We start from the raw sequence: 22,886 nt of genomic DNA, 5'->3' as shown, positions 1-22,886 counted from the left end.
GCTCTTAACGGACCTGTCGCCTAAGGGTAACGATAGGCTTGGATGCTGACCTCGTTCCACCCTAGCGGGCACGAGGAGAAATGCATGCGTATTGCCATGGTCAGCGAAACCTGGATGCCAGACATCAATGGCGTGGCCAATACCTTGAGCCACCTCAGCGGCGAGCTGATCGAACGCGGTGTACGCATGCAGTTGGTTCGACCGACACCCAAGGTTCCTGGCCATGCCGATGGGATGGAAGCCGAGCTTCAGGTGCCCGCGCTTTCAGTACCGCGCTATTCAGACGTGCAGCTCGGTGTTGCCTTTCCCCGCAAGATGCGACGTCTTTGGCAACAGGCGCCTCCTGATGTCGTGTATATCGCCACCGAGGGCCCGCTCGGCTGGTCGGCGCTATCCGCCGCACGACGCCTAGGGCTGCCGGTGACCAGTGGCTTTCATACCAACTTCGATCACTATGCCGGCGATTACGGCATGAGTTGGCTGAAAACACCGGTGGGCCGGGTGCTACGCCATTTCCACAACCGTACTCAAGCCACATTGGTGCCGACTCACCAGCGTGCCAGGGAACTGAGCGTTCAGGGCTACCGGAACGTTCGAGTGCTGGGCCGAGGCATCGATGCATCGCACTTCGGCCCTCACCGACGTGACGACGAATTGCGGCGTCGCTGGGGAGTCGCCGAGCATCAACCCGTCGCACTTCACGTGGGCCGCCTGGCCCAGGAAAAGAACCTCGATCTATTGGTCGAAACCTTCGAGGCGATGCAACGTGTTCAACCCGACCTGCTCCCGGTACTGGTCGGCGACGGCCCTCAACGCAGCGTACTTCAAGAAAGGCTTCCTGGAGCGCTGTTCACAGGCTTCATCGATGCCGATTCTCTAGCCATACATTACGCTAGTGCCGATATCTTCATCTTTCCTTCACGTTCCGAAACCTACGGCAATGTCGTCACCGAGGCCATGGCCAGCGGGCTCGGCGTCGTGGCCTTCGATCATGCGGCCGCTACCGAACTGATCGAACACCGGCACAACGGCCTGAGCGTTGCTGTCAAGGACGATCAGGCCTTCGTCGATGCTGCGGTGACGCTTTGCCAGCAACCTGCGTTGTGGGTGCAGTTGGGACGTGCGGCGCGAGAACGCGTGGAGAAACTGAGCTGGTCGCGGATCACCGACGACTATCTTGCCATACTGAACCGCACCATGGAGCTCGCCCATGCTAAACCGCACCCCTCCTGTATTTGAGCGCCTGGACCTGATCGAGTGGCAGCTATGTCATCGGGTCGCCACCTTTAGTCACTACCGCCCCTTGTTGATGACCCTGCGAGTGGCCAGTCGCTTGGGCGACTGGCCCGCCTGGCTGCTCCTGACACTCGCCTTGCCCTGGTTGCATGGCAAGGCTGGCTGGAACCTTGCCTTACAATTCATCGTGACCGCCGCCATAGGAGCCGGTGTCTACCGCCTGCTCAAGACCCGGCTGTGCCGTGAACGACCTTTCATCACTTTCACCGCGATCCCTTGCACCATGCCTCCTCTGGATCGCTACAGTTTTCCCAGCGGCCACACCTTGCATGCCGTATCATTCTGCACCCTGACGGCGGCTACGACACCCTGGTTGCTATTCGTCGTGGCCCCATTGATGGCCTTGATCGCCATGTCTCGAATCGGCCTGGGGCTGCACTATGTGACCGACGTGGTCGCTGGAGCCATGCTGGGCCTTCTGCTCGCCCAAGCCAGCCTGGCGTGGTGGCCGATGGTCATGCAGCCAGCCTGAAAAAAGAAACCACCCCGGATTTGGAGCGGTTTCGATAGTTGAAAGATAACGGTATAAGAGGACTTAACCGCGATAGTAGCCCGGCGTGATGAACGGCATCTTGCTCACCGTCATGGGCAATCGCTTGCCACGCACCTCGGCATGCACCACATTGCCGAGGTCGGCATCGTCGATGTTCAGGTAGCCCATGGCGACGGGCTTGCCGACGGTAGGCCCGAAGCCGCCCGAGGTCACCACTCCGATAAGCCGATCGTCGTCGCTGTAGAGCTCGGCGCCTTCGCGCACCGGGGCGCGCCCCTCGCCCAGCAGACCGACCCGTTTGCGACGATGATCCTTGGCCTGGATCTGATGGAGAATCATGTCCGCGCCGGGGAAACCGGCCTCGCGCTCCCCTCCCTGGCGGCGCGGCTTGCCCACCGCCCAGATCAGGCTTGCCTCGACCGGCGTGGTCGACTGGTCGATATCATGGCCGTACAGGCACAACCCCGCCTCCAGGCGCAGGGAGTCGCGGGCGCCAAGACCGATGGCCTCGACCTCGGACTCCTGCAGCAACCGGCGAGCAATGTTCGCGGTCTCGTCGGCCGGGATCGAAATCTCGAAACCGTCCTCGCCGGTATAACCGCTGCGACTGATCCACACTTCCACACCCGCCAGAACGAACTTGCCATGCTGCATGAAGACCAGCTCACAGGCGTCGGGACACAAGCGCGCCATCACCTCTGACGCCTTGGGACCCTGCAGCGCCAGCAGGCCCCGTTCCAGTTCCTCGATCTCGTGATCACTGGGCAGTCCCGTGCGCAGGTGCGCGATGTCCTGGGCCTTGCAGGCAGCGTTGACCACCAGGAAAAGGTAGTCCTCGGCCTTGGCCACCATCAGGTCATCAAGGATACCGCCCTGCGTGCCGGTGAACAGCGCATAACGCTGCATGCCCACCGGCAGGCCGACGATATCGGCACACACCAGAGATTCCAGGGCGCCTGCTGGATCAGGCCCGGTGACGGTCACCTGGCCCATGTGAGAAACGTCGAAAAGGCCGCAGGCGGAACGGGTATGCTCGTGCTCCTTCTTGACCCCCAGGGGGTACTGGACGGGCATGCTGTAACCGGCAAATTCGACCATCTTGCCCCCCAGCTCCACGTGCAGGTCGTGGAGCGGAGTCTTGTTGAGTTCGTTCATCGGGTCACTCCACCATGGCTGATCATCGGCTACGATCGTCTCAGCGATTGAGGTCTTCGCCGGGAAGTATGTTTTCACCACTGAAGTAGCGCTTGGTCAGATTGAAGACCACCGGCGACAGCAATGCCAGCGCGATCAGGTTGGGAATCGCCATCAAGGCGTTGAAGACACTGGCCATCAGCCAGACGAAGTCGAGCGGGGCGATCGCGCCGGCCATGATCGCCAGAATGTAGACGATACGATAGATCTTGATGGAACCGACGCCAAACAGGTATTCGAAACACTTCTCGCCATAGAAGGCCCAGCCCAGGATGGTGGTGAAGGCGAACACCGCCAGGGCGAAGGTGACGATGTACTGGCCGAAACCTGGCAAGGACTGATCGAATGCCAGGGTGGTCAGAGCGGCGCCCGTCTCGCCGGAGGTCCAGTGGGTCGATGTCAGGATGGCCAGCGCGGTGATGGAGCACACCACGATGGTGTCGAGGAAGGTTCCGAGCATCGCGATCAGGCCCTGGCGTACCGGATCCTTGGTCTGCGCGGCGGCATGGGCGATGGGCGCGCTTCCCAGGCCGGCCTCGTTGGAGAAGACACCTCGGGCGACACCGAACTGAATGGCCTTGGCCACTGCAGCACCGGCAAAACCGCCAGCCGCCGAAATCGGCGTGAAGGCATGGGTGAAGATCATGCCCAGCGCCCCACCGATCTGATCGGCATTGATGATCAGTACCAGTATGCCGCAGATGATGTAGGCGACAGCCATGATCGGCACCAGCTTGCCCGCCACCTTGGCGATGCGCCGGATACCGCCCAGGATCACCGCTCCAGCAAGCACCATGATCACCAGGCCCGTCACCCAGTAAGGCAGGCCCACGGATTCGCTGAGCCCATCGGCTACCGAGTTGGACTGCACCGTATTGCCGATACCGAAGGCCGCCACGGCACCGAAGAAGGCGAAAGCGCCACCCAGCCAGGCCCACTTCTTGCCCAGGCCATTGCGAATGTAATACATGGGGCCACCGACGTGATCGCCGGCTTCATCCACTTCGCGATAACGCACCGCCAATACGGCCTCGGAGAACTTGGTGGCCATGCCGACCAGGGCCGTGATCCACATCCAGAACACCGCGCCGGGCCCGCCCAGGAAGATGGCGGTGGCCACACCGGCAATGTTACCGGTGCCGATGGTCGCCGACAGGGCGGTCATGAGCGCATTGAAGGGAGAAACCTCCCCATCGCCCTCATCGCCCTTGCTGGTGGTGCGCCCCTTCCACAACAGCTTGAAGCCCATGCCCAGCTTGCGAATCGGCAGGAGCTTGAGACCCAGCTGCAGATAGAGCCCCACCCCCAGCAGCAGGATCAGCATCAAGGGCCCCCACACGACCCCTTCGATAGCCGAGAGAATACTTGATAAGGTTTCCATAGATTATTTCTCCAAGGACGTTTCTTGTTATGCACCACCATCATTGAGGTACAAGCCGGGCAATGGTATCGCAACCACGATGCTCGAACTCGCCTACCTTAGTGGAAACGACTGCGCTCTCACCAGCTCGACATGAGAAAACTTGCCATTTCACCGCTGGCGCCAGCCGAACGGGACCCACCGCGGGAACCTCATGCTGGAACGTTGTCCCATCACTCATGATGATGACGATATCTTGTTTCCGATTGGAAACGTGACTACCTTACCAATCTGCCCGGTGATGGCAAGTCATCGTCGGCGCCGCCACCATGCAAGGTGGGATCGACCCGCAGCCAGGCCGCGTCGCGAGCGGCGACGGGAGGCTGCAGCGTGATATCAGGCGTCTCACCGCTGGACGATTGACACGAACTCGGCCACGCTTAGCGGACGGTCAGGGCATGTGTGCGATAGGCCAGGCAAAAAAACGCCCGTCGAGACGCCAGGGACTCGTCAACAACTCGCAATAGCGGTACGATTCCCGAAACAGAAAACCTTTTCTTATAGGAAAAACTATGAGCTCCATTCCCGCGAACCTGCGCTATACAGAAAGCCACGAATGGGTCCAGGACAATGGTGACGGCACCGTCACCATCGGCATCACCGATCACGCCCAACAGGCGCTTGGCGATGTGGTGTTCGTCGAGCTTCCGGAAGTCGGACGCTCGCTCGACACCGGCGATGAATTCGGTGTCATCGAATCGGTCAAGGCTGCCTCGGATCTGTACGCGCCGCTGGCCGGTGAAGTCGTCGAGATCAACGAGAGCCTCGAGGATGCCCCGGAAACCGTCAACGAGTCTCCCTACGACGACGGCTGGATCCTCAAGCTCAAGCTGGCCGATTCCACCGGCCTGGATGATCTGCTTGACGCCGATGCCTATACACAACGTGCCGAGGCCGAGGAAGATTGATCTCGCGGGCGGCGGAAGCCCCCGCCCGCATCGCCTTGCGCCATAACTCACACAGGATCTGGCCCGCCACGTCATCGAGCGCTGCTCGAGCACGTACCGGGCCCGGTCCAGGGCCTGACCGTCCCGCCACTTCACAGGGTGTCCCATGGCAGTAGAAAAACGCCGGCTTGCCGACCTGGCCAGTCATGATGCATTCGTCCATCGTCACAACGGGCCCGATCAGGACGATGTCCTGCGCATGCTCGAGACCCTCGACGTCGACAGCGTCGAGGCACTGATCGGCAAGACCCTCCCGGCAGGCATACGCCTGGATCGCGAGCTGGATCTCGACCATCCGAAGGGCGAAGCCGAGGCGCTGGATTACCTCAGGCGCCTGGCGCGTCAGAACAAGGTGTTCAAGACCTACATCGGCCAGGGATACTACGGCACTCACACCCCCGCCGTGATCGCCCGCAACGTGCTCGAGAACCCGGGCTGGTACACCGCCTACACCCCCTATCAACCGGAAATTTCCCAAGGGCGTCTCGAGGGGCTGCTCAACTTTCAGCAGATGGTAATGGACCTCACCGGCCTGGACCTGGCCAATGCCTCCCTGCTCGACGAGGCGACGGCCGCCGCCGAGGCCATGGCGCTGTGTCGTCGTGCCAACAAGAAGGCCAAGTCCGAGCGTTTCTTCGTCGCCGACGACGTTCTGCCGCAGACGGTGGATGTGCTGCGCACCCGAGCCGACTACTTCGGCATCGAGCTGGTCATCGACAGCGCCGAGCGCGTGACGGACCATGAAACTTTCGGTGCCCTCTTCCAGTATCCGGGAGAGACGGGGCGGGTACATGACCTTGCCACCCTGATCGAGGCTACTCACCGGCAGGGGGCCATGGCCTGCGTGGCCGCGGACCTGATGAGCCTCGCACTGCTCAAGGAGCCCGGCGCGCTGGGCGCCGACGTGGTGGTCGGCAACTCGCAGCGCTTCGGCGTGCCGATGGGCTACGGCGGCCCTCATGCGGCCTTCTTCGCCACCTCGGACAAGCACAAGCGCTCCATCCCCGGCCGTATCATCGGCGTATCGAAGGACAGCCGGGGCCAGCTCGCCCTGCGCATGGCGATGCAGACCCGGGAGCAGCACATCCGTCGCGAGAAGGCGACGTCCAACATCTGCACTGCCCAGGCGCTACTGGCCAACATGGCGGGCTTCTACGCGGTCTACCATGGCGCGGAGGGGTTGCGCACCATCGCCACGCGCATCCATCGCCTGACGACCATTCTCGCCGAGGGTCTCAAGCGCAAGGGCCTGCAACTGGCTCACGACAGCTGGTTCGACACCCTGACCCTGGTGGGTGCCGACGCGGGCAAGATTCACGGCCGCGCCCTGACCCACGAGATCAACCTGCGCATGCACAGGGACGGACGCATCGGCATCAGCCTCGACGAGACCACCACGGCGGCCGACCTGGCCGTGCTCTTCGACGTGCTGCTGGACGAAGAGCACGATCTTTCGGTCAGCGCCCTCGACGACGAGATCGTGGCGGCGGGAACCACAGGCATCCCCGAGGGCTATGCCCGCGAAAGCGATTTCCTGACACATCCCACCTTCAAGCGCTACCGTAGCGAAACCGAGATGCTGCGCTACTTGAAGCGCCTGGAAAACCGCGACCTGTCCCTGACCCATGCCATGATCCCGCTGGGCTCCTGCACCATGAAGCTCAACGCCACCAGCGAGATGATTCCCATCACCTGGCCCGAATTCGCCCACATGCATCCCTTCGCCCCGGCGGAGCAGGCGGTGGGTTACAAGCAGATGATCGATGAACTATCGGCGTTTCTGGTCGAGATCACCGGCTACGACCATATCTCCATGCAGCCCAATTCCGGTGCGCAGGGAGAATACGCCGGCCTGCTGGCGATACGCCGCTACCAGGCCGCCCAAGGGCAGGGTCACCGCGATATCTGCCTGATACCCAGTTCGGCACATGGCACCAACCCTGCTTCCGCCGCCATGGCCCAGATGAAGGTGGTGGTGGTCGAGTGCGACAAGGACGGCAATATCGACCTCGCCGACCTGCGCCACAAGGCGGAGCAGCACAGCGATGCGCTGTCTGCCATCATGATCACCTACCCCTCCACCCATGGCGTCTTCGAGGAGGCGGTGCGCGAGACCTGCGAGATCGTGCACGAGCATGGCGGCCAGGTGTACATCGACGGCGCCAACATGAACGCGCAGGTAGGCATTTGCCGCCCCGGCGACTTCGGCGGCGACGTCTCGCATCTCAACCTGCACAAGACCTTCTGCATCCCGCACGGCGGTGGCGGACCGGGCATGGGACCGATCGGCGTCAAGGCGCACCTGGCGCCCTTCGTCTCCAACCACGTGGTGACGCCCATTGCCGGGGTCCGGGAAGCGTGCGGCGCAGTGGCTGCCGCCGCCTTCGGCAGCGCCTCGATCCTGCCGATCTCCTGGGCCTACATCAAGATGATGGGGGCCCGCGGCCTGCGCGAAGCCACGGAACTGGCCATTCTCAACGCCAATTACATCGCCAGGCGTCTCGAACAGCACTACCCCGTACTGTACAAGGGGCTCAACGGTACCGTGGCGCACGAGTGCATCATCGACATTCGCCCGCTCAAGCAGGCCTCGGGCATCAGCGAGGAGGATATCGCCAAGCGCCTGATGGACTACGGCTTCCATGCACCAACCATGTCCTTCCCGGTGCCCGGCACACTGATGATAGAGCCGACGGAATCCGAGTCACGCTACGAGATCGACCGTTTCTGCGATGCCATGATTGCCATCCGCGAGGAGATCGAGAGGATCGAGAGTGGCGAATGGCCCGCCGATGACAATCCATTGGTGAACGCGCCGCATACCATGGCCGACCTGATGGACGAGCGCTGGGCACGCCCCTACTCGCGGAAACTGGGCGCCTTCCCCTCGGAGCATGTCCAGACGGCCAAGTACTGGCCGGCGGTCAACCGGGTGGACAACGTCCAGGGAGATCGCCAGCTGATCTGCTCCTGCCCGAGCATCGAGGCCTATCGCGATTGACCCTTCCCCCGTGGCCTGGGCCACGGGGCTTCCCACTTTCCCACTCCACTTCATTGATCGAAGTGGGGTCCCTCGGGAAATCCATACAGGGTGTTGCGTCGCTGCTGGCGGAAATCGTCGAGCAATTGCGTATAGCGCCTGGGCATGTCCGCGCCCGCCAGGGTGACGACGTGCAAGGTTTCGTAGACGGGGCTTGTCAATGTCAGTTCCTTGACCTGGCGCTGCCAGGGCGATGTCTCGAGGACAAGCCGGGAAATCACCGTAAAGCCGAGCCCCCTCGCCACCGCATCCAGCACCATGCTCACCTCATTGGTGAAGCCCTGCCTGGGGAAGTGGTTCATGGAGCGGAATTCATCGCTGAAATTGGCCCTCAGCAGCTGGCTGGCGTAGTCGGCCCCTCCGGGATAATCGATGAAGCCCAGCGCGACCAATTCGCTTAGCGAGGTGCCGGCAAAATCGGCCGGGACAAGCAGGCACAGCGGCTCCCGGTACCAGGGGGTATAAGCAAGGTCCGGGTGCTTCACCGTCTCCGTGGCAATCCCCAGATCGTAACGACCGGCCAGCACGTCCTGCACGATATCGCTGTTGAAGGCAAAGCCGTAGCTCACCGTCAACCCGGGATGCATCTGCTGATAACCGAGAAGAAAGGGGTAGAACATGAGCCCCACGCTCCCGGGAGAGACGATCCGACAATCGCCGGAGTCGAGGGAATCATTGTCGAGCGAATGACGAAAATGCTCATGCTCGGCAAACAGCCTGAGTGCATAGTCGTAGGCGCGGCGCCCCGCCTCGGTCAGCGTGAAGCGGCGCCCATGACGGTTGAGCAATGGCTTGTCCAGGTACTGTTCCAGCTTGCGTATATGCTGACTGACGCCAGGCTGAGTCATCTCCAGGCGCTGTGCCGTCAGGGTGAAGCTGCCGGTTTCCACCAGGGTGATGAAGGTGCGAAAGTACTGGGCATTGAACATGGAACGTCGAGTTCACTCGGTGCTGATTCTGTCGCTTGGCACGCCCGCAGGCGCCTTGGAGGCAGCAGATAAATGGCAAGATTCGTGGCATACCGTCTTCCACCTGGCCATCCCGCTCGACAAAGCTTATCAGACAATCTCTGGCCACGCAGCGCTGCGGGATGGGCAGCAGCGTGATAGCATCGCCACGATAGATATCACTCACCCCGGAGAGCCTCGATTACCATGCCCGACCCCTTTGCCCAGCGTGCCGAGACCCTTCATCGCACCCTGCTCGACATGGAGCGTGATGCCGCGGAAGAGGATCTTTTCGCCATCGGTTACATGATTCCTCAGATCGGTCTGGTCCTGGAGATGGCCGAATACGACCCGAGCGAGGTCGAGGCCGAGGATTTCGATGCCACCTATTGGCAATGGCTGGAATCGACATTCGCGGAGGATGGCATGAGCGACGAGGATCGCTCGCGTATCGAACAACTCTGGGAAGGCGCCCGCGACCACTCTGCCGCCTGATGCCCCACATGGAAACCAAGATGACCGAAACCCATTCCGCCACGACGTCTCCCGAGGGGAGCCTTGAGGTCCTCTCCCAGCATGAGGTCAACCGCCTGCGCGACACCTCTGCCAACGGCTTGCATGACATCCTGCGTCGCTGCGCCCTGGCCGTACTCAACTGCGGCAACCCGACCGATGACGGCCTGGCCGTGATGAACACCTATCGCGACTTCGACATCGAAGTGCTGCAGCAGGACCGGGGCATCCGGCTCAAGCTGACCAATGCCCCGGCCGAAGCCTTCGTGGACGGCCGGATGATCCGTGGCATCCGCGAACACCTCTCTGCGGTGCTGCGAGACATCGTCTACGTGTTTAACGAGATCCAGCAGCATCCTCGCTTCGACCTGACCTCGAGCGAAAGCATCACCAACGCGGTCTTCCATATCCTGCGCAATGCCGGAACACTCAACTCCTCCCGGGAACCGAGCCTGGTGGTATGCTGGGGCGGCCACTCCATTTCACGCGAGGAGTACGACTACTCCAAGGGTGTCGGTTACCAGCTGGGGCTGCGCGACCTGGACATCTGCACCGGATGCGGTCCCGGCGCCATGAAGGGGCCGATGAAGGGCGCCAATGTGGCGCACGCCAAGCAGCGCCGCAAGCGCGGTCGCTATCTGGGGATTTCCGAACCCGGCATCATCGCTGCCGAATCTCCCAACCCGATCGTCAACGAACTCGTCGTCATGCCCGACATCGAGAAGCGTCTGGAGGCCTTCATCCGTGTCGGCCACGGCATCATCGTCTTCCCCGGGGGCGTCGGCACCGCCGAGGAGATTCTCTACCTGCTGGGCATCCTGCTGCACCCCAGCAATGCACAGATCCCCTTCCCGATCATCTTTACCGGCCCGCAAAGCGCCGCCGATTACTTCCAGCGCATCGACGAGTTCCTGACCTACACCCTGGGCGAGGAGGCTAGCCAGCGCTATCGGATCATCATCGACGACCCCATCGAAGTCGCCAGGGCCATGCGAAGGGGGATCGAGGAGGTCACCGAGTTCCGTCGCGCCCATGACGACGCCTTCTACTTCAACTGGCGACTGAATGTCCAGCCGGACTTCCAGCAGACCTTCGAACCCACACACGAGGCCATGGCGGCCCTGGCCCTGCACCGCGAGCAGCCAATTCATGAACTGGCCGCCAACCTGCGTCGCGCCTTCTCCGGCATCGTTTCCGGTAACGTCAAGGAGCCGGGTATTCGTGCCATCGAAGCGCGAGGGCCCTTCCGTCTGCATGCGGAACCCGAACTCATGGCACGCCTGGATGCCCTGCTCAGTTCCTTCGTGATTCAGGAGCGCATGAAACTGCCGGGCAGTCATTACGTGCCCTGCTACACCCTGGAATGACCTCGTCCCTTCTCCCCACGCGAGGGCCGGGAAACCGGGCCTCACGGCCCCTGCTCGGCCCTCGCCGATCAGTGCCAGGCGCCACGCTGCCGCCACCCCATGCTCAACGCATGCAGCAGCAGTCCGAGAGTGGCGCCGTGGGACAGCAGCAATAATTCGTTCAGGCCACTGGTGAACAGCTGCCAGAGGGCCACCAACACGCCTCCGAGCAGCAGCATGATCGTCAGGCGGGTCAACAGGCCCGGCACCCGTCGACGCTGCTCCGTTGCCAACATGCGCCACGAGAGGAAGGCGACCGTGGCGACGGCGACGAAAGCCAGCAGGATCAATATCAGTCGCCCCTGGTGGCCATTGACGAGGTAACGTGGCAGCGTCGCGAGGATCGCCACCAGCACCCCCGCCATCACACTGAGCCGTTCAGGCGTCGCTGGGGTAGCCATGATGCAAAGTTCCTAGTCCGTCGGCATTTCAGGTGCGAGACAGTTCCTGCTCGGCGATCCACGCCTCGACCCAGGGTACCGCCTCGTCGTCGGCCATGAAGGTTTCCATCGCATCCACCTCCAGGCGCTCTCCGAGCCGCACGGCGCCATGCTCCTCGAGCAGTGCATCCAGCGCACGCCCTGCTCCGCAGAAGGTATCGCCGTAGGAGCTGTCTCCCAGGGCGATCAGTCCGTAGCGCAGGTGACTCAGATCCGGGCCTTGCTCGGCAATGTCCCGGGCCAGCGCGGCGAAGTTGCCCGGATAATCGCCACTGCCCGTGGTGGAAATGCAGAACAGCGCCAACGCCGCCGACGGCTCGGCCAGATCCTCGAGGGTGGGCTGTTCATGGATGGTCACCGCATAGCCGACATCCTCGAACAACGGCTTGACCTGCTCGGCCACGTCCAGGGAGCCACCGTACATGGTGGCGACAAAGATCTTGAGCGTAGACATGAGACTCATTCGTCTGAGAAATTTGCCGAGATATTAGCATGTAAACGGTGCCTCGCCCATGCAGCCCCCGAGACACCGCTCCCCTTCGCATGCGCAGCCCCCTTTCCGGCCGTTATACTGGGCGCCTCATCGCATGGAGGGAATCATGGAGAACACATTCGAAGCCTGGATCACGCCACTGATGATCGGAGGGCTGATACTTTTCATGTGCTTCATCATCTGGGACCTGGCTCGCAAGTCCAATGCCGGCAAGTTCGGTACCGTCATGCTGTTCATCGTGCTGGGCGCAGGGATGCTGGGATTCGCCATCAAGACGGTGATCACCGAGCTGCTCGAGAAGGGCAGCGCCATGTAGTGCCGTAGAGGACTACCCATACGCCGACGCCACCCCGTGGGGTGGCGTCGGCGTACGAGAGGAGTGAGCAAAATTCAGGTGCCGGCACTCTGAAGCGGAGCTTGCCGGGAAAAATCCTCGACCCGCGCCTTGAGCTTCTGCCCCGGGCGAAAGGTGACCACGCGGCGTGCCGAGATGGGAATTTCTTCGCCGGTCTTGGGATTGCGTCCCGGACGCTCGCCCTTGTCGCGCAGATCGAAATTGCCGAACCCTGATAGCTTGACCTGCTCGTTCTCGCGCAGGCAGCCGCGAATCTCCTCGAAGAAGGCTTCCACCATCGTCTTCGCCTCACGCTTCGAGAACCCCAGCTCGCTATGCAGGTGTTCTGCCAACTCCGCCTTGGTCAACGCACCCATAACCATGCCCTCGTTCAGGATGTCGACGTTCAGCCTCGCAGTTCGGCGCCGAAGCGCTGGCGGGACTCGGTGACGATCGCATCGATTAACTGGTTGATTTCCTCGTCATTAAGCGTGCGCGATGGATGTTGCCAGGTCAAGCCCAGGGCCACACTCTTCTTGCCCTTGACAACCCCGCCCCCTTGATAGACATCGAACAGGCGCAGGTCGGAGAGCCATTCGCCCGCCCGCTTGCGCAGCGTGTCGAGCAATGCCTGGACCGGCACCTCCTCGTCCACCACCAGCGCCAGGTCACGACGCACCTCGGGAAAGCGCGACAGTGCGGCGAAGCTCGGCAGACGCCCCTCGGTCAGGGCATCAAGACGCACCTCGAAGACGAAGACCTCGAGCTTGATTCCCAGTTCGGCACGTACCGCGGGATGCAGCGCCCCCAGCCACCCCACGGCTTCGCCACGGTGGAACACTCTGGCACTCTGGCCCGGGTGCAACGCCGGATGCTCCGCCGGTTCGAACCGCCAGGCTGCCGCATCACCGCCCACGCTCGACAGGCTTTCCACGTCCCCCTTGAGGTCGAAGAAATCCACGCCTTCGCTGCGGGCCGCCCAGCCTTCGGGATCGCGAGCGCCGCATATCGCACCACCGAGCATGGCCGTCTGCTCCACGCTATCGAGGTCGCCGCGAAACACCAGGCCGGTCTCGAACAGCCGGATACGCGTCTGCTGGCGGTTGAGGTTGTGCATCAGCGCCTTGATGAGTCCCGGAAACAGGCTCGCCCGCATGACGGCCATGTCGCTGGAAATCGGGTTGGCCAGCCGCGGGGCACTCTCGCCCGGTGCCAGCAGCGCCTGCAGTTCCGGCGAGACGAAGCTGTAGCTGATGGCCTCCTGATAGCCGCGGGCCACCAGCTGGCGCCGCAGACGCGCCAGGGGCGGCCGACTCTCGCCATCGGCCCTGAGCGCCAGTCGGGCGGCCGGGCGGCGTACCGGCAACCGATTGTAGCCATGGATACGCGCCAACTCTTCGATCAGATCCTCCTCGATGGCGATATCGAAGCGCCAACTCGGGACCGTGACCTGCCAGGCACCGTCGCCATTCGCGACGACTTGCATGCCGAGACGCTCAAGAATCTCGACCACCTCCGCACCGGGCAGCACGAGGTTCAGACACTGCTCGAGTCTTGCCGCACGCAGCGGCACCTGGCGCTCCACGGGAAGATGATCGGGACTCGCGGTCTCGCTGAGCGGGCCTGGCTCGCCTCCGGCGATCTGAATCAAGAGCGCCGTGGCCCGTTCCGCCGCCTGACGGGCCAGTTCAGGATCGACCCCGCGCTCGAAACGGTGCGAGGCATCGGTGTGCAAGCCATAGGAGCGCGCCTGCCCGGCGATGGCCAAGGGCGAAAAGAAGGCCGACTCGAGGAACACGTCGCGTGTCTGCGGGTTGACACCGGAGTGCTCGCCGCCCATCACCCCGGCGATCGCCAGGACCTTGGCGGTATCGGCGATGACCAGCGTGCCCTCACGCAATGCGATGTCCTGACCGTCGAGCAGCACCAGACGTTCGCCTTCGCGCGCGGTACGCACCTCGACGGCCTCATGCAGGTTGGCCAGATCGAAGGCGTGCAACGGCTGACCCAGCTCGAGCATCACATAGTTGGTGACATCGACCACCGCATCGATGGAGCGCACCCCGCCACGCCGCAGCCGTTCGATCATCCACAACGGCGTCTGGGCCGTGACATCGATATTGCGGATCACCCGGCCGACATAGCGCGGGCACTGCTCGGGTGCGCTGACGCGTACCGGGAAGACGGCATCATGCGCCGCCGGCAACGGTGCCAGATCAGGCTCCTGCAACGGCAAGCGATTGAGCACCCCGACTTCCCGCGCCAGGCCTTTCACGCTCAGGCAGTCACCGCGATTGGGGGTCAGGTCGACCTCGATGGTCGTGTCGTCGAGCATCATCCAGGCCCGCAGATCCTCGCCTGTCGGGGCGCCCGTCGGCAACTCCAGGATGCCTGGCGAGGTCTCCTCTTCCAGGCCCAGTTCCGAGGCGGAACAGATCATGCCTCGGGATTCGACACCACGCAGCTTGGCCTTGCGAATCTTGAAGTCGCCCGGCAGCGTCGCGCCGACCCGGGCGAATGGCACCTTCTGTCCGACCGCCACATTGGGCGCGCCACACACCACCTGGGGTGTGTCGCCGGAACCGTCGTCGACCCGGCACACGCTGAGCTTGTCGGCATCCGGATGCGGTTCCTTGCCGACGACCTCGGCGACGAAGACGCCATCGAATCTTGCCGCGACCGCCTCCACGGCATCCACCTCGAGGCCGGCCATGGTGATCTGGTCGGCCAGCGCCTGGGTCGAGAGCGTCGGCGATACCCATTCGCGCAGCCACTGTTCGGAAAATTTCATCTTTCTTACCCGTATCCTTTGAGCGGTTTAGGCGAACTGGCGCAGAAAACGCAGGTCGTTGTCGAAGAACAGGCGCAGGTCGTTGACGCCATAACGCAGCATGGCGAGGCGCTCGGCCCCCATGCCGAAGGCAAAGCCGGTGTAGCGCTCGGCATCGATCCCCGAATGGCGAAACACTTCCGGATGCACCATGCCGCAGCCCATCACTTCCAGCCAACCGCTATGGGAACAGACGCGGCAACCGTCGCCGTTGCACATCACGCACTGGATATCGACCTCGGCGGAGGGCTCGGTGAAGGGGAAATAGGAAGGCCGGAAACGCACCGACAACGCGTCGCGCTCGAAGAACGCCTTGAGAAAGTCCTCGATGGTGCCCTTGAGATCGGCGAAGCTCACGTCCTCGTCGATCAGCAGCCCTTCGACCTGGTGGAACATCGGGGTATGGGTCAGATCCGAATCGCTGCGATAGACACGGCCAGGACAGACGATGCGGATGGGAGGCGCCTGGGACTCCATGGTCCGAACCTGTACCGGCGACGTGTGGGTGCGCAGCAGCCGGGTGGCATCGAAGTAGAACGTATCGGCCATGCCGCGAGCCGGGTGGTGTGCCGGGATATTGAGGGCCTCGAAGTTATGATAATCGTCCTCGATCTCGGGACCCACCGCGACATCGAAGCCGATGCGCGTGAACAGGCCTTCGATACGCTCCAGGGTGCGTGTCACGGGGTGCAGCCCTCCACTCGACTGGCCACGCCCCGGCAGCGTCACATCGATGCGCTCCTCGGTGAGACGCGCGTCGAGGGCGGCCTGCTCGAGTTCCCGCTTGCGCGCCTCTAGCTCACCGCTGAGCTGCTGCTTGGCCTGGTTGATCCGCTCGCCCGCCTGAGGCCGCTGCTCGGGAGAGAGCTTGCCCAGCCCCTTGAGCAGGGTCGTTATCTCACCTTTCTTGCCAAGATACTCCACGCGGACCGCATCCAGGGCGGACACATCCTTGGCCTCGGCGATAGCGGCACGAGCCTCGGCGACCAGGCTGGGGAGATGATCCATCCATTACTCCAATAAAGTCCATGTCGCAGACCGCCTTTTACTGCGGTCAAAAAAACAGGGGAAGAGCGGCTGCTCTTCCCCTGCAACGTTCACGATGACGCCGGTCACTCATCGCAACCGAACGCATCACTTACTGAGCAGCCTTGGCCTTCTCGACGATGGCGGCAAAGGTGGCCTTTTCATGAACGGCGAGATCGGCCAGCACCTTGCGGTCGATTTCGATGCCTGCCTGCTTGAGACCGGCAATGAAACGGCTGTAGGACAGGCCATTCTGGCGTGCCGCGGCGTTGATACGTGCGATCCACAGGGCGCGAAACTGGCGCTTGCGCTGCCGACGGTCACGGTAGGCGTACTGCCCTGCCTTGATGACCGCCTGCTTGGCGACGCGGAACACGCGAGACCGGGCGCCGTAGTAGCCCTTGGCCTGCTTCATGATCTTCTTGTGACGACGACGTGCGACGACGCCGCGCTTGACACGAGTCATAGCTTTCTCCTGACGTTAGGGAATTCGACCGGGCGTTACAGGTTGGGCAGCATGCGCTGAATCAGCGCCTTGTCGGCGTCATGAATCAGTTTGGTGCCGCGCAGCTGACGCTTACGCTTGGTGGACTTCTTGGTCAGGATGTGGCTACGGAAGGACTGCTTGTGCTTGAAGCCATTGGCAGTCTTCTTGAAGCGCTTGGCAGCGCCACTGTTACTCTTGATTTTCGGCATGAGGGAACACTCCACTCGGTTTCTTTAGAAAATCCGTGGCCGATGGCCGCGATACGTTGATCGCAGCCATCCGTTGACTTGCCGGCGGATCACTTCTTCTTGGGGGCAAGGATCATGACCATCTGACGCCCTTCCATCTTGGGAAAGGATTCGACGGTCGCCAGTTCTTCGAGATCCGACGCGATCCGCTCCATCAGCCGGCGGCCGATATCCTGGTGCGCCATTTCACGACCGCGAAAACGCAGCGTGACCTTGCCCTTGTCGCCACCTTCGAGGAAGCGTATCAGGTTCTTGAGCTTCACCTGATAGTCTCCCTCGTCGGTGCCAGGCCGGAATTTTACCTCCTTGACCTGGATCTGCTTGGTCTTCTTCTTCTGAGCGGCTTTCTGCTTCTTCTGCTCAAAGAGGAACTTGCCGTAATCCATGATCTTGCAGACGATGGGGTCCGCGTTGGAAATCTGGACGAGGTCCAATCCGGCTGCCTCGGCACGTGCCAAGGCCTCGCTGGTCGGAACGACCCCCACCTGCTCGCCATCGCTCTCGATCAGACGAACCTGATCTTCCTGGATTCGGTCATTCATTGGGGGGCGCTTGTCTTGGGGGCGCCCGCGCTGATTATTCCGCTTGATCGTAAAGCCTCCGTTCCGGTTGACGTTGTCGTCAGTCCCGCTCGGCCTCGAGTCGGGCGATCAGTTCCTCCACCTGTAAGGTGCCCAGGTCTTCGCCACTGCGAGTGCGAACGGCCACCGAGTCAGACTCGATTTCCTTGTCACCTACAATCAGCAGGTACGGAACCTTCTGCAACGTATGCTCACGGATTTTAAAGCCGATCTTCTCGTTCCTCAAGTCCGCCTTGACGCGAAGCCCGATTTTCTGCAGCCGGCGTTCGAGTTTCACGGCATAATCGCGCTGGGCATCGGTGATGGTGAGCACCACCGCCTGCTGAGGTGCCAGCCACAGCGGCAACGCCCCGGCGTAGTGCTCGATCAGAATACCCAGGAAGCGCTCGAAGGAACCCAGAATCGCGCGGTGCAGCATGACCGGGGTCTTGCGTGCGCCATCTTCGTCGACATACTGGGCGCCAAGGCGCCCGGGCAGGTTGAAGTCGAGCTGCAGCGTGCCGCATTGCCAGACACGATTGAGGCAGTCGCGCAGCGAAAACTCGATCTTGGGGCCGTAGAAGGCGCCTTCTCCCGGCAGCAGCTCCCACTCCAGGCCCGAGGCATCCAGGGCCTGGGCCAGCCCCTTCTCGGCCCGTTCCCAGTTTTCCGGCTCACCCACATAGGAGTCGGGACGCGTGGAAAGCTTGAGCTCGACATCCTCGAAGCCCAGATCGCGATAGACCTGAAGCGTCAACTGGATGAAGGCTTCCGCCTCGGACTGAATCTGGGCCTCGCTGCAGAAGATATGCGCGTCATCCTGGGTGAAGGCTCGAACCCGCATCAGGCCATGCAGCGAGCCGGACGGCTCGTTACGGTGGCAGCTACCGAACTCGGCCAGGCGCAGGGGCAGATCGCGATAGCTCTTTAGGCCCTGATTGAAGACCTGCACGTGCCCCGGGCAGTTCATCGGCTTGACCGCGAAGTCACGCTTCTCCGACTCAGTGACGAACATCAGTTCGGAGTAGTGCCCCCAGTGCCCGGACTTCTTCCACAGCGACAGGTCGATCACCTGGGGGGTCTTGATCTCCTGATAGCCATGCTCACGCTGAACCCGGCGCATGTACTGTTCGAGGGCCTGGTAGATGGTCCAGCCATTGGGGTGCCAGAAGACCATGCCCGGCGCCTCTTCCTGCAGGTGGAACAGGTCCATGCGCTTGGCCAGCTTGCGATGATCGCGCTTCTCGGCCTCCTCGAGGCGCTTGAGATAGGCCTTGAGCTGCTTGTTGTCCGGCCAGGCGGTGCCGTAGATGCGCGTGAGCATCGGGTTGCCGGCATCGCCGCGCCAGTAGGCGCCGGCCAGCTTGGTCAGCTTGAATGCCTTGAGGTGTCGAGTGTTCGGCACATGGGGGCCGCGACACATGTCGACATATTCTTCGTGGTGATACAGGCGAATGGTCTCGCCTTCGTCGATCCCTCTCACGATCTCCTGCTTGTACGGCTCGTCACGGTGCAGGAAGGCCAGCATCGCCTGATCGCGATCGACGTATTCGCGCACCACGTCATAGCCCTTGTCGATCAACTCCTTCATGCGCCGCTCGATCGCGGCGAGATCCTCCGGGGTCACCGAACGACCGAAGTCGATATCGTAGTAGAAGCCATCCTCGATCACCGGCCCGATCGCCATCTTGGCCTCGGGATAGAGCTGCTTGACGGCGTGGCCGATCAAGTGAGCGCAGGAGTGGCGAATGATTTCGAGCCCTTCGTCGTCCCGGGCAGTGAGGATGGCGACCTCGGCATCATGATCGATGACATCCGCCGCATCGACGGGCACGCCGTCGATCTTGCCACCCACGCAGGCCTTGGCCAGGCCAGGGCCGATGGACTCGGCCAGCTGCATGATCGTCGGGGGTTCTTCGAAGGTTCGTTGGCTGCCATCCGGCAGGGTCACAATGGGCATGAAAAAAGCGTCCTTGAGCGCAGTGGTGCTCCATACCAGGGAGCACGTATCGCAGGAGAATAGCGAAATTGACGATGGCCTCCACGTCCTCTGCCTAGCCAGCACGAACCGCTGCCCTCTCGGATCAGCGCTCGTGAGACAGTGCTAGACACGCAGAATGCGAGGGCCGAAACATTAGCAGTCGCCGGCTACCGGCGTCCATACCCGATCGCGTCCACGATCGGCCCATGGCGCACCTGGCACACCTGTGATCGATAAAAAAGGGGCGCCCCGAGGCACCCCTTCCATGACTGCCGAATACTTTCGGCAAGCGCGACCTGGCGCTTACTGCTCCCACTCGCCGAGTTCGACACGGCGGTTTTTCGCGCGTCCAGCCTCGGTTTCGTTGGTGGCGATCGGCTGTTCCTCGCCGTAGCCGATGGCCTGCATGCGGCTCTCGGCGATGCCCCGAGACGCCAGGTACTCCTTCACGGAGTTGGCGCGGCGCTGGGACAGATCCTTGTTGTAGGCGTCGGAGCCAACGGAGTCGGTGTGCCCTTCGAGGCGCACGCGAACGTTCTCGTTGCCACGCAGCTTGTCGGCGACGCCATTGAGAATCTGTTCAGCGTTGGCAGTCAGCTTGGCGGAATCGAACTCGAAGTTGACGTCTTCGAGCACCACGTCGTCTTCGCAGCCAAGTGCATTGACCTCGGCACCCGCCGGGGTGTTCGGGCACTGGTCCATGTAGTCCGGCACGCCGTCACCGTCGGAATCGAGCGGGCAGCCGGAGGCATTGACTTCGACACCCGCCGGAGTCCCGGGGCACTCGTCCTTGTAGTCGGGCACGCCATCACCGTCGGTGTCGAGCGGGCAGCCGTTGGCATCCACTGCCACGCCTGCCGGCGTGCCTGGGCATTGATCGCGGTCATCCGGGACGCCATCGCCATCGCTGTCGCCTACCCGGCTGGAATAGTCGCTGCACAGCAGGGCGCCAGCAGTCGCGCCGGCCACACCGCCCAGCGCCGCTCCGTCGTCCTCGTCCGACTCGCCGCTGGTCGCATAACCGATGCCACCGCCGATCAAGCCGCCGGCCAGGCCACAGACGAAAGGTGTCTGGTACCAGGCCTTGTCACCGCTGTCGCTACTCATCGAGGACTGACCGCCGGAGCTGGCGCAGCCTGACAGACCGACCACCAAAGCAGAACCGAGTAGCAAGCCAGTTGTTGATTTCTTCATGTAAGACTCCTTCCTTATTCACAACGCTAGTCGCAACGCAACTTTACTTTTTGGATCCACCATCAAGGTCCGATCAGGAGGCGAAATGGATGCCTCTCATCCTTCCCCCGGAAAAGAAAGCACATTTGGCCTTTTCGAGCCAGTGCTTTCCCGCCATCGTCGCCATGGGTATCAACGATGTATTTCTACTGCCACGACTCCTGAATTGATCCGTCTCGAATAGCAGACACTTTGCGAGTCAAACTTAATTAATAAGTTCTTACAAGGCTGCAGAATTCTCGGCAATTATGCAAGGTGATGATCCACGAGCCCACAAAAAATGCTAACGCCAGTTTCCAGCACTGAATCAGGAAAGTCGTACTCGGGATGATGCAAGGGCTTGCAGTCCTCGCCTGCCCCAAGGGTGAACATCGCTCCTTGACAAAGAGCACTGATGGCACCGAAATCCTCGGACCAGCGATGCGCCGATTCAAGAGTGTCCAGGGGCAAGCCGAGCCTCTCGACGACCTTCTCGACGGCCTCGACGGCTTGCGGCGCATTGATGCTCGCCGTGAACATGTCGCGCCAGTCTATCTCGACCCCCAGATCCGACTCCTCGGCCTCGGATCGCACCAGGGCGATAGCGGCTTCGGCAAGGGCGCACATCATCTCGTCGCTGGCGGTGCGAAGCGTCGCCATGACCTCGGCTTGCCCCGGGGAGGTGCCAAAGGAGACCTCACCGAGCCGGGCATGTATCAAGGTCACCATGACCAGGCCATGATCGTCCGGCAACTGCTGGGGCAGGCGCTTGAGACCTTGCAGGATACGGCACATCGCCATGGCCGGGCTGCGCCCCTGCTCGGGGTGTGCGGCATGGGAGCAGAGCCCGTTGAGGCGCACGACCAAGCCCCGCGAGGCGCAGGTGAAGGCGCCGGCACGCAGCGACACCTCCCCGACAGGGCGGCCAGGCAGATTGTGTAGCGCATAGGCATGGTCCGGTCGAATGTCGGCGAAGCCCTGCGCATCGACGATGCGTCGAGCACCGTCCCCCGTCTCTTCGGCGGGTTGAAACAGCAGCACCACCTCCCCCCGGCGCGGACGCGCATCGGCCAGCCGCTTTGCGACTCCCAGCAGCATGGCCATATGCCCGTCATGGCCACAGCTATGGGCCACATGAGGCAAAGTGGAACGCCAGGCCCTCTCGCCTTGCTCATCGATGGGCAAGCCGTCGAGTTCGGCCCGCAACAGCACCCGAGGGCCCGGTGCATGACCACGAAACACACCTGCCACGCCCTGCCCGCCCAGATGCCGGATCACCCGATCGGCACCCGCTTCGTCGAGCCAGGCGGCTATGCGTTCGGCCGTCATGGCCTCGCACCCGGAGAGTTCGGGCGTGGCATGCAGGGCATGACGCAGGTCGGCCAGGGAGGCATCGAGCAAGGAAAGAGACATCAAGCAACTCCAGGGAAGAAACGACTATCAGTGCAAGCTGGCCGGCCAGCGCCGCTTGAAATCGATGACGCCATCAGCCGCCGCGAGAATGCTGTCGCGGAGATCGTCTTCTACCTCCAGGCGTTGACGATCCTCCTCGAGACGTTCCCGAGGCGTCAGCGATTGTCGAGCCGAATGTGTGTGCAGGTGGGCAGTGCGCTGGTGCACCTGATCGAAAGGTTGGAAGATCGATCGCTCGAGCAATGCCGGGTCGATGATCTCGAGCAGCACCTTGCAGCGCAGGCTGCCCTCGGTCAGGTCCACCTGCTCGGCGAGCATCGCTCTGGCGATCATGTCGAGACTTTCCAGGCAGTTGTCGTTGGCCCGCCGCACTTCCTCCTCGCGAAACGCCTGTCGCCGCCTGACCTCTCGCCATAGCGTCCACGCGTAGCCGGCCAATCCGAGAACTACCGCCAGCGCCAAAGCCAGCAACAACCAGGCCGTCACTTCGCTCATGGGCTCTCCTGAAACGAACTAGGTTGACGGCAGTATACGTGCCCATGGCCAGCGCCCCAACCGCCGCTTCTCATATGGATCACCAATTTGGTCTACTGTGTAGTGGAATCC

General features: G+C 62.3%; 22 protein-coding genes. 7 read left to right on the top strand and 15 right to left on the bottom strand.

What is annotated here, in order from left to right; all coding sequences use genetic code 11:
* Positions 1–84: 84 nt before the first annotated feature.
* Positions 85–1,239 carry a glycosyltransferase family 4 protein gene (locus BUA41_RS06890; protein ID WP_072821116.1) on the top strand — a complete coding sequence of 385 codons (1,155 nt, stop codon included), beginning with the start codon at positions 85–87 and terminating at the stop codon, positions 1,237–1,239.
* Complete coding sequence (locus BUA41_RS06885; protein WP_072821114.1) at positions 1,211–1,768, top strand: phosphatase PAP2 family protein; 558 nt, start codon at positions 1,211–1,213, stop codon at positions 1,766–1,768. Before BUA41_RS06890 ends, BUA41_RS06885 begins: the two co-directional genes overlap by 29 nt.
* A gap of 63 nt (positions 1,769–1,831) precedes the next feature.
* Here BUA41_RS06885 and gcvT read toward each other — a convergent pair whose 3' ends face one another.
* On the bottom strand, positions 1,832–2,944 hold the full coding sequence (gcvT, locus tag BUA41_RS06880) for a glycine cleavage system aminomethyltransferase GcvT (RefSeq protein WP_072821112.1): 1,113 nt from the start codon (positions 2,942–2,944) through the stop codon (positions 1,832–1,834).
* Between the two features lie 40 nt (positions 2,945–2,984).
* Positions 2,985–4,364, bottom strand: a complete 1,380-nt coding sequence (locus tag BUA41_RS06875) for an alanine/glycine:cation symporter family protein (protein WP_072821110.1) — start codon at positions 4,362–4,364, stop codon at positions 2,985–2,987.
* A gap of 551 nt (positions 4,365–4,915) precedes the next feature.
* Between BUA41_RS06875 and gcvH the strand changes: the two genes are divergently transcribed.
* Both gcvH and gcvP read left to right on the top strand, forming a co-directional pair.
* The gene (gene gcvH / locus BUA41_RS06870; protein WP_072821108.1) at positions 4,916–5,311 is read left to right on the top strand and encodes a glycine cleavage system protein GcvH; all 396 of its coding nucleotides are present in this window, start codon (positions 4,916–4,918) and stop codon (positions 5,309–5,311) included.
* Between the two features lie 145 nt (positions 5,312–5,456).
* A complete protein-coding gene (gene gcvP, locus BUA41_RS06865; protein ID WP_072821106.1) occupies positions 5,457–8,351 on the top strand; it encodes an aminomethyl-transferring glycine dehydrogenase in 2,895 nt (964 codons plus the stop codon).
* 50 nt (positions 8,352–8,401) lie between these two features.
* Here the strand turns inward: gcvP and BUA41_RS06860 are convergent, their stop codons facing one another.
* Positions 8,402–9,319, bottom strand: a complete 918-nt coding sequence (locus tag BUA41_RS06860) for a LysR family transcriptional regulator (protein WP_072821104.1) — start codon at positions 9,317–9,319, stop codon at positions 8,402–8,404.
* A gap of 225 nt (positions 9,320–9,544) precedes the next feature.
* Between BUA41_RS06860 and BUA41_RS06855 the strand changes: the two genes are divergently transcribed.
* Positions 9,545–9,832, top strand: coding sequence for a YfcL family protein (locus tag BUA41_RS06855; protein WP_072821102.1), 288 nt, complete (start codon positions 9,545–9,547; stop codon positions 9,830–9,832).
* 20 nt (positions 9,833–9,852) lie between these two features.
* Positions 9,853–11,217 carry a nucleotide 5'-monophosphate nucleosidase PpnN gene (gene ppnN / locus BUA41_RS06850; RefSeq protein WP_072821347.1) on the top strand — a complete coding sequence of 455 codons (1,365 nt, stop codon included), beginning with the start codon at positions 9,853–9,855 and terminating at the stop codon, positions 11,215–11,217.
* Positions 11,218–11,285: 68 nt separating this feature from the next.
* On the opposite strand, the gene BUA41_RS06845 is transcribed toward ppnN, so the two are convergent.
* Both BUA41_RS06845 and BUA41_RS06840 read right to left on the bottom strand, forming a co-directional pair.
* On the bottom strand, positions 11,286–11,657 hold the full coding sequence (locus BUA41_RS06845; protein WP_072821100.1) for a hypothetical protein: 372 nt from the start codon (positions 11,655–11,657) through the stop codon (positions 11,286–11,288).
* A gap of 28 nt (positions 11,658–11,685) precedes the next feature.
* Positions 11,686–12,150 (bottom strand): flavodoxin domain-containing protein, encoded by a 465-nt coding sequence (locus BUA41_RS06840; protein WP_072821098.1) that lies wholly within the window; start codon positions 12,148–12,150, stop codon positions 11,686–11,688.
* A gap of 145 nt (positions 12,151–12,295) precedes the next feature.
* On the opposite strand from BUA41_RS06840, the gene BUA41_RS06835 reads away from it, so the two are divergent.
* The gene (locus BUA41_RS06835) at positions 12,296–12,505 is read left to right on the top strand and encodes a DUF2788 domain-containing protein (protein WP_072821096.1); all 210 of its coding nucleotides are present in this window, start codon (positions 12,296–12,298) and stop codon (positions 12,503–12,505) included.
* Positions 12,506–12,579: 74 nt separating this feature from the next.
* On the opposite strand, the gene ihfA is transcribed toward BUA41_RS06835, so the two are convergent.
* The 10 genes from ihfA to BUA41_RS06785 form a co-directional block, all read right to left on the bottom strand.
* Entirely contained in the window at positions 12,580–12,900 is a 321-nt protein-coding gene (gene ihfA / locus BUA41_RS06830) for an integration host factor subunit alpha (RefSeq protein ID WP_072821094.1), read from the bottom strand.
* Positions 12,901–12,929: 29 nt separating this feature from the next.
* Positions 12,930–15,314, bottom strand: coding sequence for a phenylalanine--tRNA ligase subunit beta (gene pheT / locus BUA41_RS06825; protein ID WP_072821092.1), 2,385 nt, complete (start codon positions 15,312–15,314; stop codon positions 12,930–12,932).
* A 27-nt stretch (positions 15,315–15,341) separates the two neighbouring features.
* Positions 15,342–16,361, bottom strand: coding sequence for a phenylalanine--tRNA ligase subunit alpha (gene pheS, locus BUA41_RS06820; protein WP_072821090.1), 1,020 nt, complete (start codon positions 16,359–16,361; stop codon positions 15,342–15,344).
* A 130-nt stretch (positions 16,362–16,491) separates the two neighbouring features.
* Complete coding sequence (gene rplT / locus BUA41_RS06815; RefSeq protein WP_072821088.1) at positions 16,492–16,845, bottom strand: 50S ribosomal protein L20; 354 nt, start codon at positions 16,843–16,845, stop codon at positions 16,492–16,494.
* A 35-nt stretch (positions 16,846–16,880) separates the two neighbouring features.
* Positions 16,881–17,075: a 50S ribosomal protein L35 gene (rpmI, locus tag BUA41_RS06810; protein ID WP_019017569.1), complete on the bottom strand. Its 195-nt coding sequence runs from the start codon at positions 17,073–17,075 to the stop codon at positions 16,881–16,883.
* Positions 17,076–17,164: 89 nt separating this feature from the next.
* Entirely contained in the window at positions 17,165–17,704 is a 540-nt protein-coding gene (gene infC, locus BUA41_RS06805) for a translation initiation factor IF-3 (protein WP_072821086.1), read from the bottom strand.
* A 31-nt stretch (positions 17,705–17,735) separates the two neighbouring features.
* Positions 17,736–19,634 (bottom strand): threonine--tRNA ligase, encoded by a 1,899-nt coding sequence (gene thrS / locus BUA41_RS06800; RefSeq protein ID WP_072821084.1) that lies wholly within the window; start codon positions 19,632–19,634, stop codon positions 17,736–17,738.
* A 324-nt stretch (positions 19,635–19,958) separates the two neighbouring features.
* On the bottom strand, positions 19,959–20,849 hold the full coding sequence (locus tag BUA41_RS06795; protein ID WP_072821082.1) for an OmpA family protein: 891 nt from the start codon (positions 20,847–20,849) through the stop codon (positions 19,959–19,961).
* Positions 20,850–21,134: 285 nt separating this feature from the next.
* A complete protein-coding gene (locus BUA41_RS06790; protein WP_072821080.1) occupies positions 21,135–22,280 on the bottom strand; it encodes an amidohydrolase in 1,146 nt (381 codons plus the stop codon).
* Between the two features lie 27 nt (positions 22,281–22,307).
* Positions 22,308–22,775, bottom strand: a complete 468-nt coding sequence (locus BUA41_RS06785) for a DUF2489 domain-containing protein (protein WP_072821078.1) — start codon at positions 22,773–22,775, stop codon at positions 22,308–22,310.
* Between the last annotated feature and the right edge of the window lie 111 nt (positions 22,776–22,886).

The sequence above is a fragment of the Modicisalibacter ilicicola DSM 19980 genome, assembly GCF_900128925.1.
GTDB classification, from domain to species: Bacteria; Pseudomonadota; Gammaproteobacteria; order Pseudomonadales; family Halomonadaceae; genus Modicisalibacter; species Modicisalibacter ilicicola.
This window is presented reverse-complemented; position numbering and strand designations above follow the sequence as displayed.

Coding starts and splice junctions, on each gene's coding strand:
- rpmI (WP_019017569.1), bottom strand. CDS start 17,075: ATGCCGAAAATCAAGAGTAACAGTGGCGCTGCCAAGCGCTTCAAGAAG.
- BUA41_RS06795 (WP_072821082.1), bottom strand. CDS start 20,849: ATGAAGAAATCAACAACTGGCTTGCTACTCGGTTCTGCTTTGGTGGTC.
- pheT (WP_072821092.1), bottom strand. CDS start 15,314: ATGAAATTTTCCGAACAGTGGCTGCGCGAATGGGTATCGCCGACGCTC.
- ihfA (WP_072821094.1), bottom strand. CDS start 12,900: ATGGGTGCGTTGACCAAGGCGGAGTTGGCAGAACACCTGCATAGCGAG.
- BUA41_RS06875 (WP_072821110.1), bottom strand. CDS start 4,364: ATGGAAACCTTATCAAGTATTCTCTCGGCTATCGAAGGGGTCGTGTGG.
- rplT (WP_072821088.1), bottom strand. CDS start 16,845: ATGACTCGTGTCAAGCGCGGCGTCGTCGCACGTCGTCGTCACAAGAAG.
- BUA41_RS06790 (WP_072821080.1), bottom strand. CDS start 22,280: ATGTCTCTTTCCTTGCTCGATGCCTCCCTGGCCGACCTGCGTCATGCC.
- ppnN (WP_072821347.1), top strand. CDS start 9,853: ATGACCGAAACCCATTCCGCCACGACGTCTCCCGAGGGGAGCCTTGAG.
- BUA41_RS06855 (WP_072821102.1), top strand. CDS start 9,545: ATGCCCGACCCCTTTGCCCAGCGTGCCGAGACCCTTCATCGCACCCTG.
- BUA41_RS06835 (WP_072821096.1), top strand. CDS start 12,296: ATGGAGAACACATTCGAAGCCTGGATCACGCCACTGATGATCGGAGGG.
- BUA41_RS06885 (WP_072821114.1), top strand. CDS start 1,211: ATGCTAAACCGCACCCCTCCTGTATTTGAGCGCCTGGACCTGATCGAG.
- BUA41_RS06845 (WP_072821100.1), bottom strand. CDS start 11,657: ATGGCTACCCCAGCGACGCCTGAACGGCTCAGTGTGATGGCGGGGGTG.
- BUA41_RS06860 (WP_072821104.1), bottom strand. CDS start 9,319: ATGTTCAATGCCCAGTACTTTCGCACCTTCATCACCCTGGTGGAAACC.
- thrS (WP_072821084.1), bottom strand. CDS start 19,634: ATGCCCATTGTGACCCTGCCGGATGGCAGCCAACGAACCTTCGAAGAA.
- gcvT (WP_072821112.1), bottom strand. CDS start 2,944: ATGAACGAACTCAACAAGACTCCGCTCCACGACCTGCACGTGGAGCTG.
- gcvP (WP_072821106.1), top strand. CDS start 5,457: ATGGCAGTAGAAAAACGCCGGCTTGCCGACCTGGCCAGTCATGATGCA.
- BUA41_RS06890 (WP_072821116.1), top strand. CDS start 85: ATGCGTATTGCCATGGTCAGCGAAACCTGGATGCCAGACATCAATGGC.
- BUA41_RS06840 (WP_072821098.1), bottom strand. CDS start 12,150: ATGTCTACGCTCAAGATCTTTGTCGCCACCATGTACGGTGGCTCCCTG.
- gcvH (WP_072821108.1), top strand. CDS start 4,916: ATGAGCTCCATTCCCGCGAACCTGCGCTATACAGAAAGCCACGAATGG.
- BUA41_RS06785 (WP_072821078.1), bottom strand. CDS start 22,775: ATGAGCGAAGTGACGGCCTGGTTGTTGCTGGCTTTGGCGCTGGCGGTA.
- pheS (WP_072821090.1), bottom strand. CDS start 16,361: ATGGATCATCTCCCCAGCCTGGTCGCCGAGGCTCGTGCCGCTATCGCC.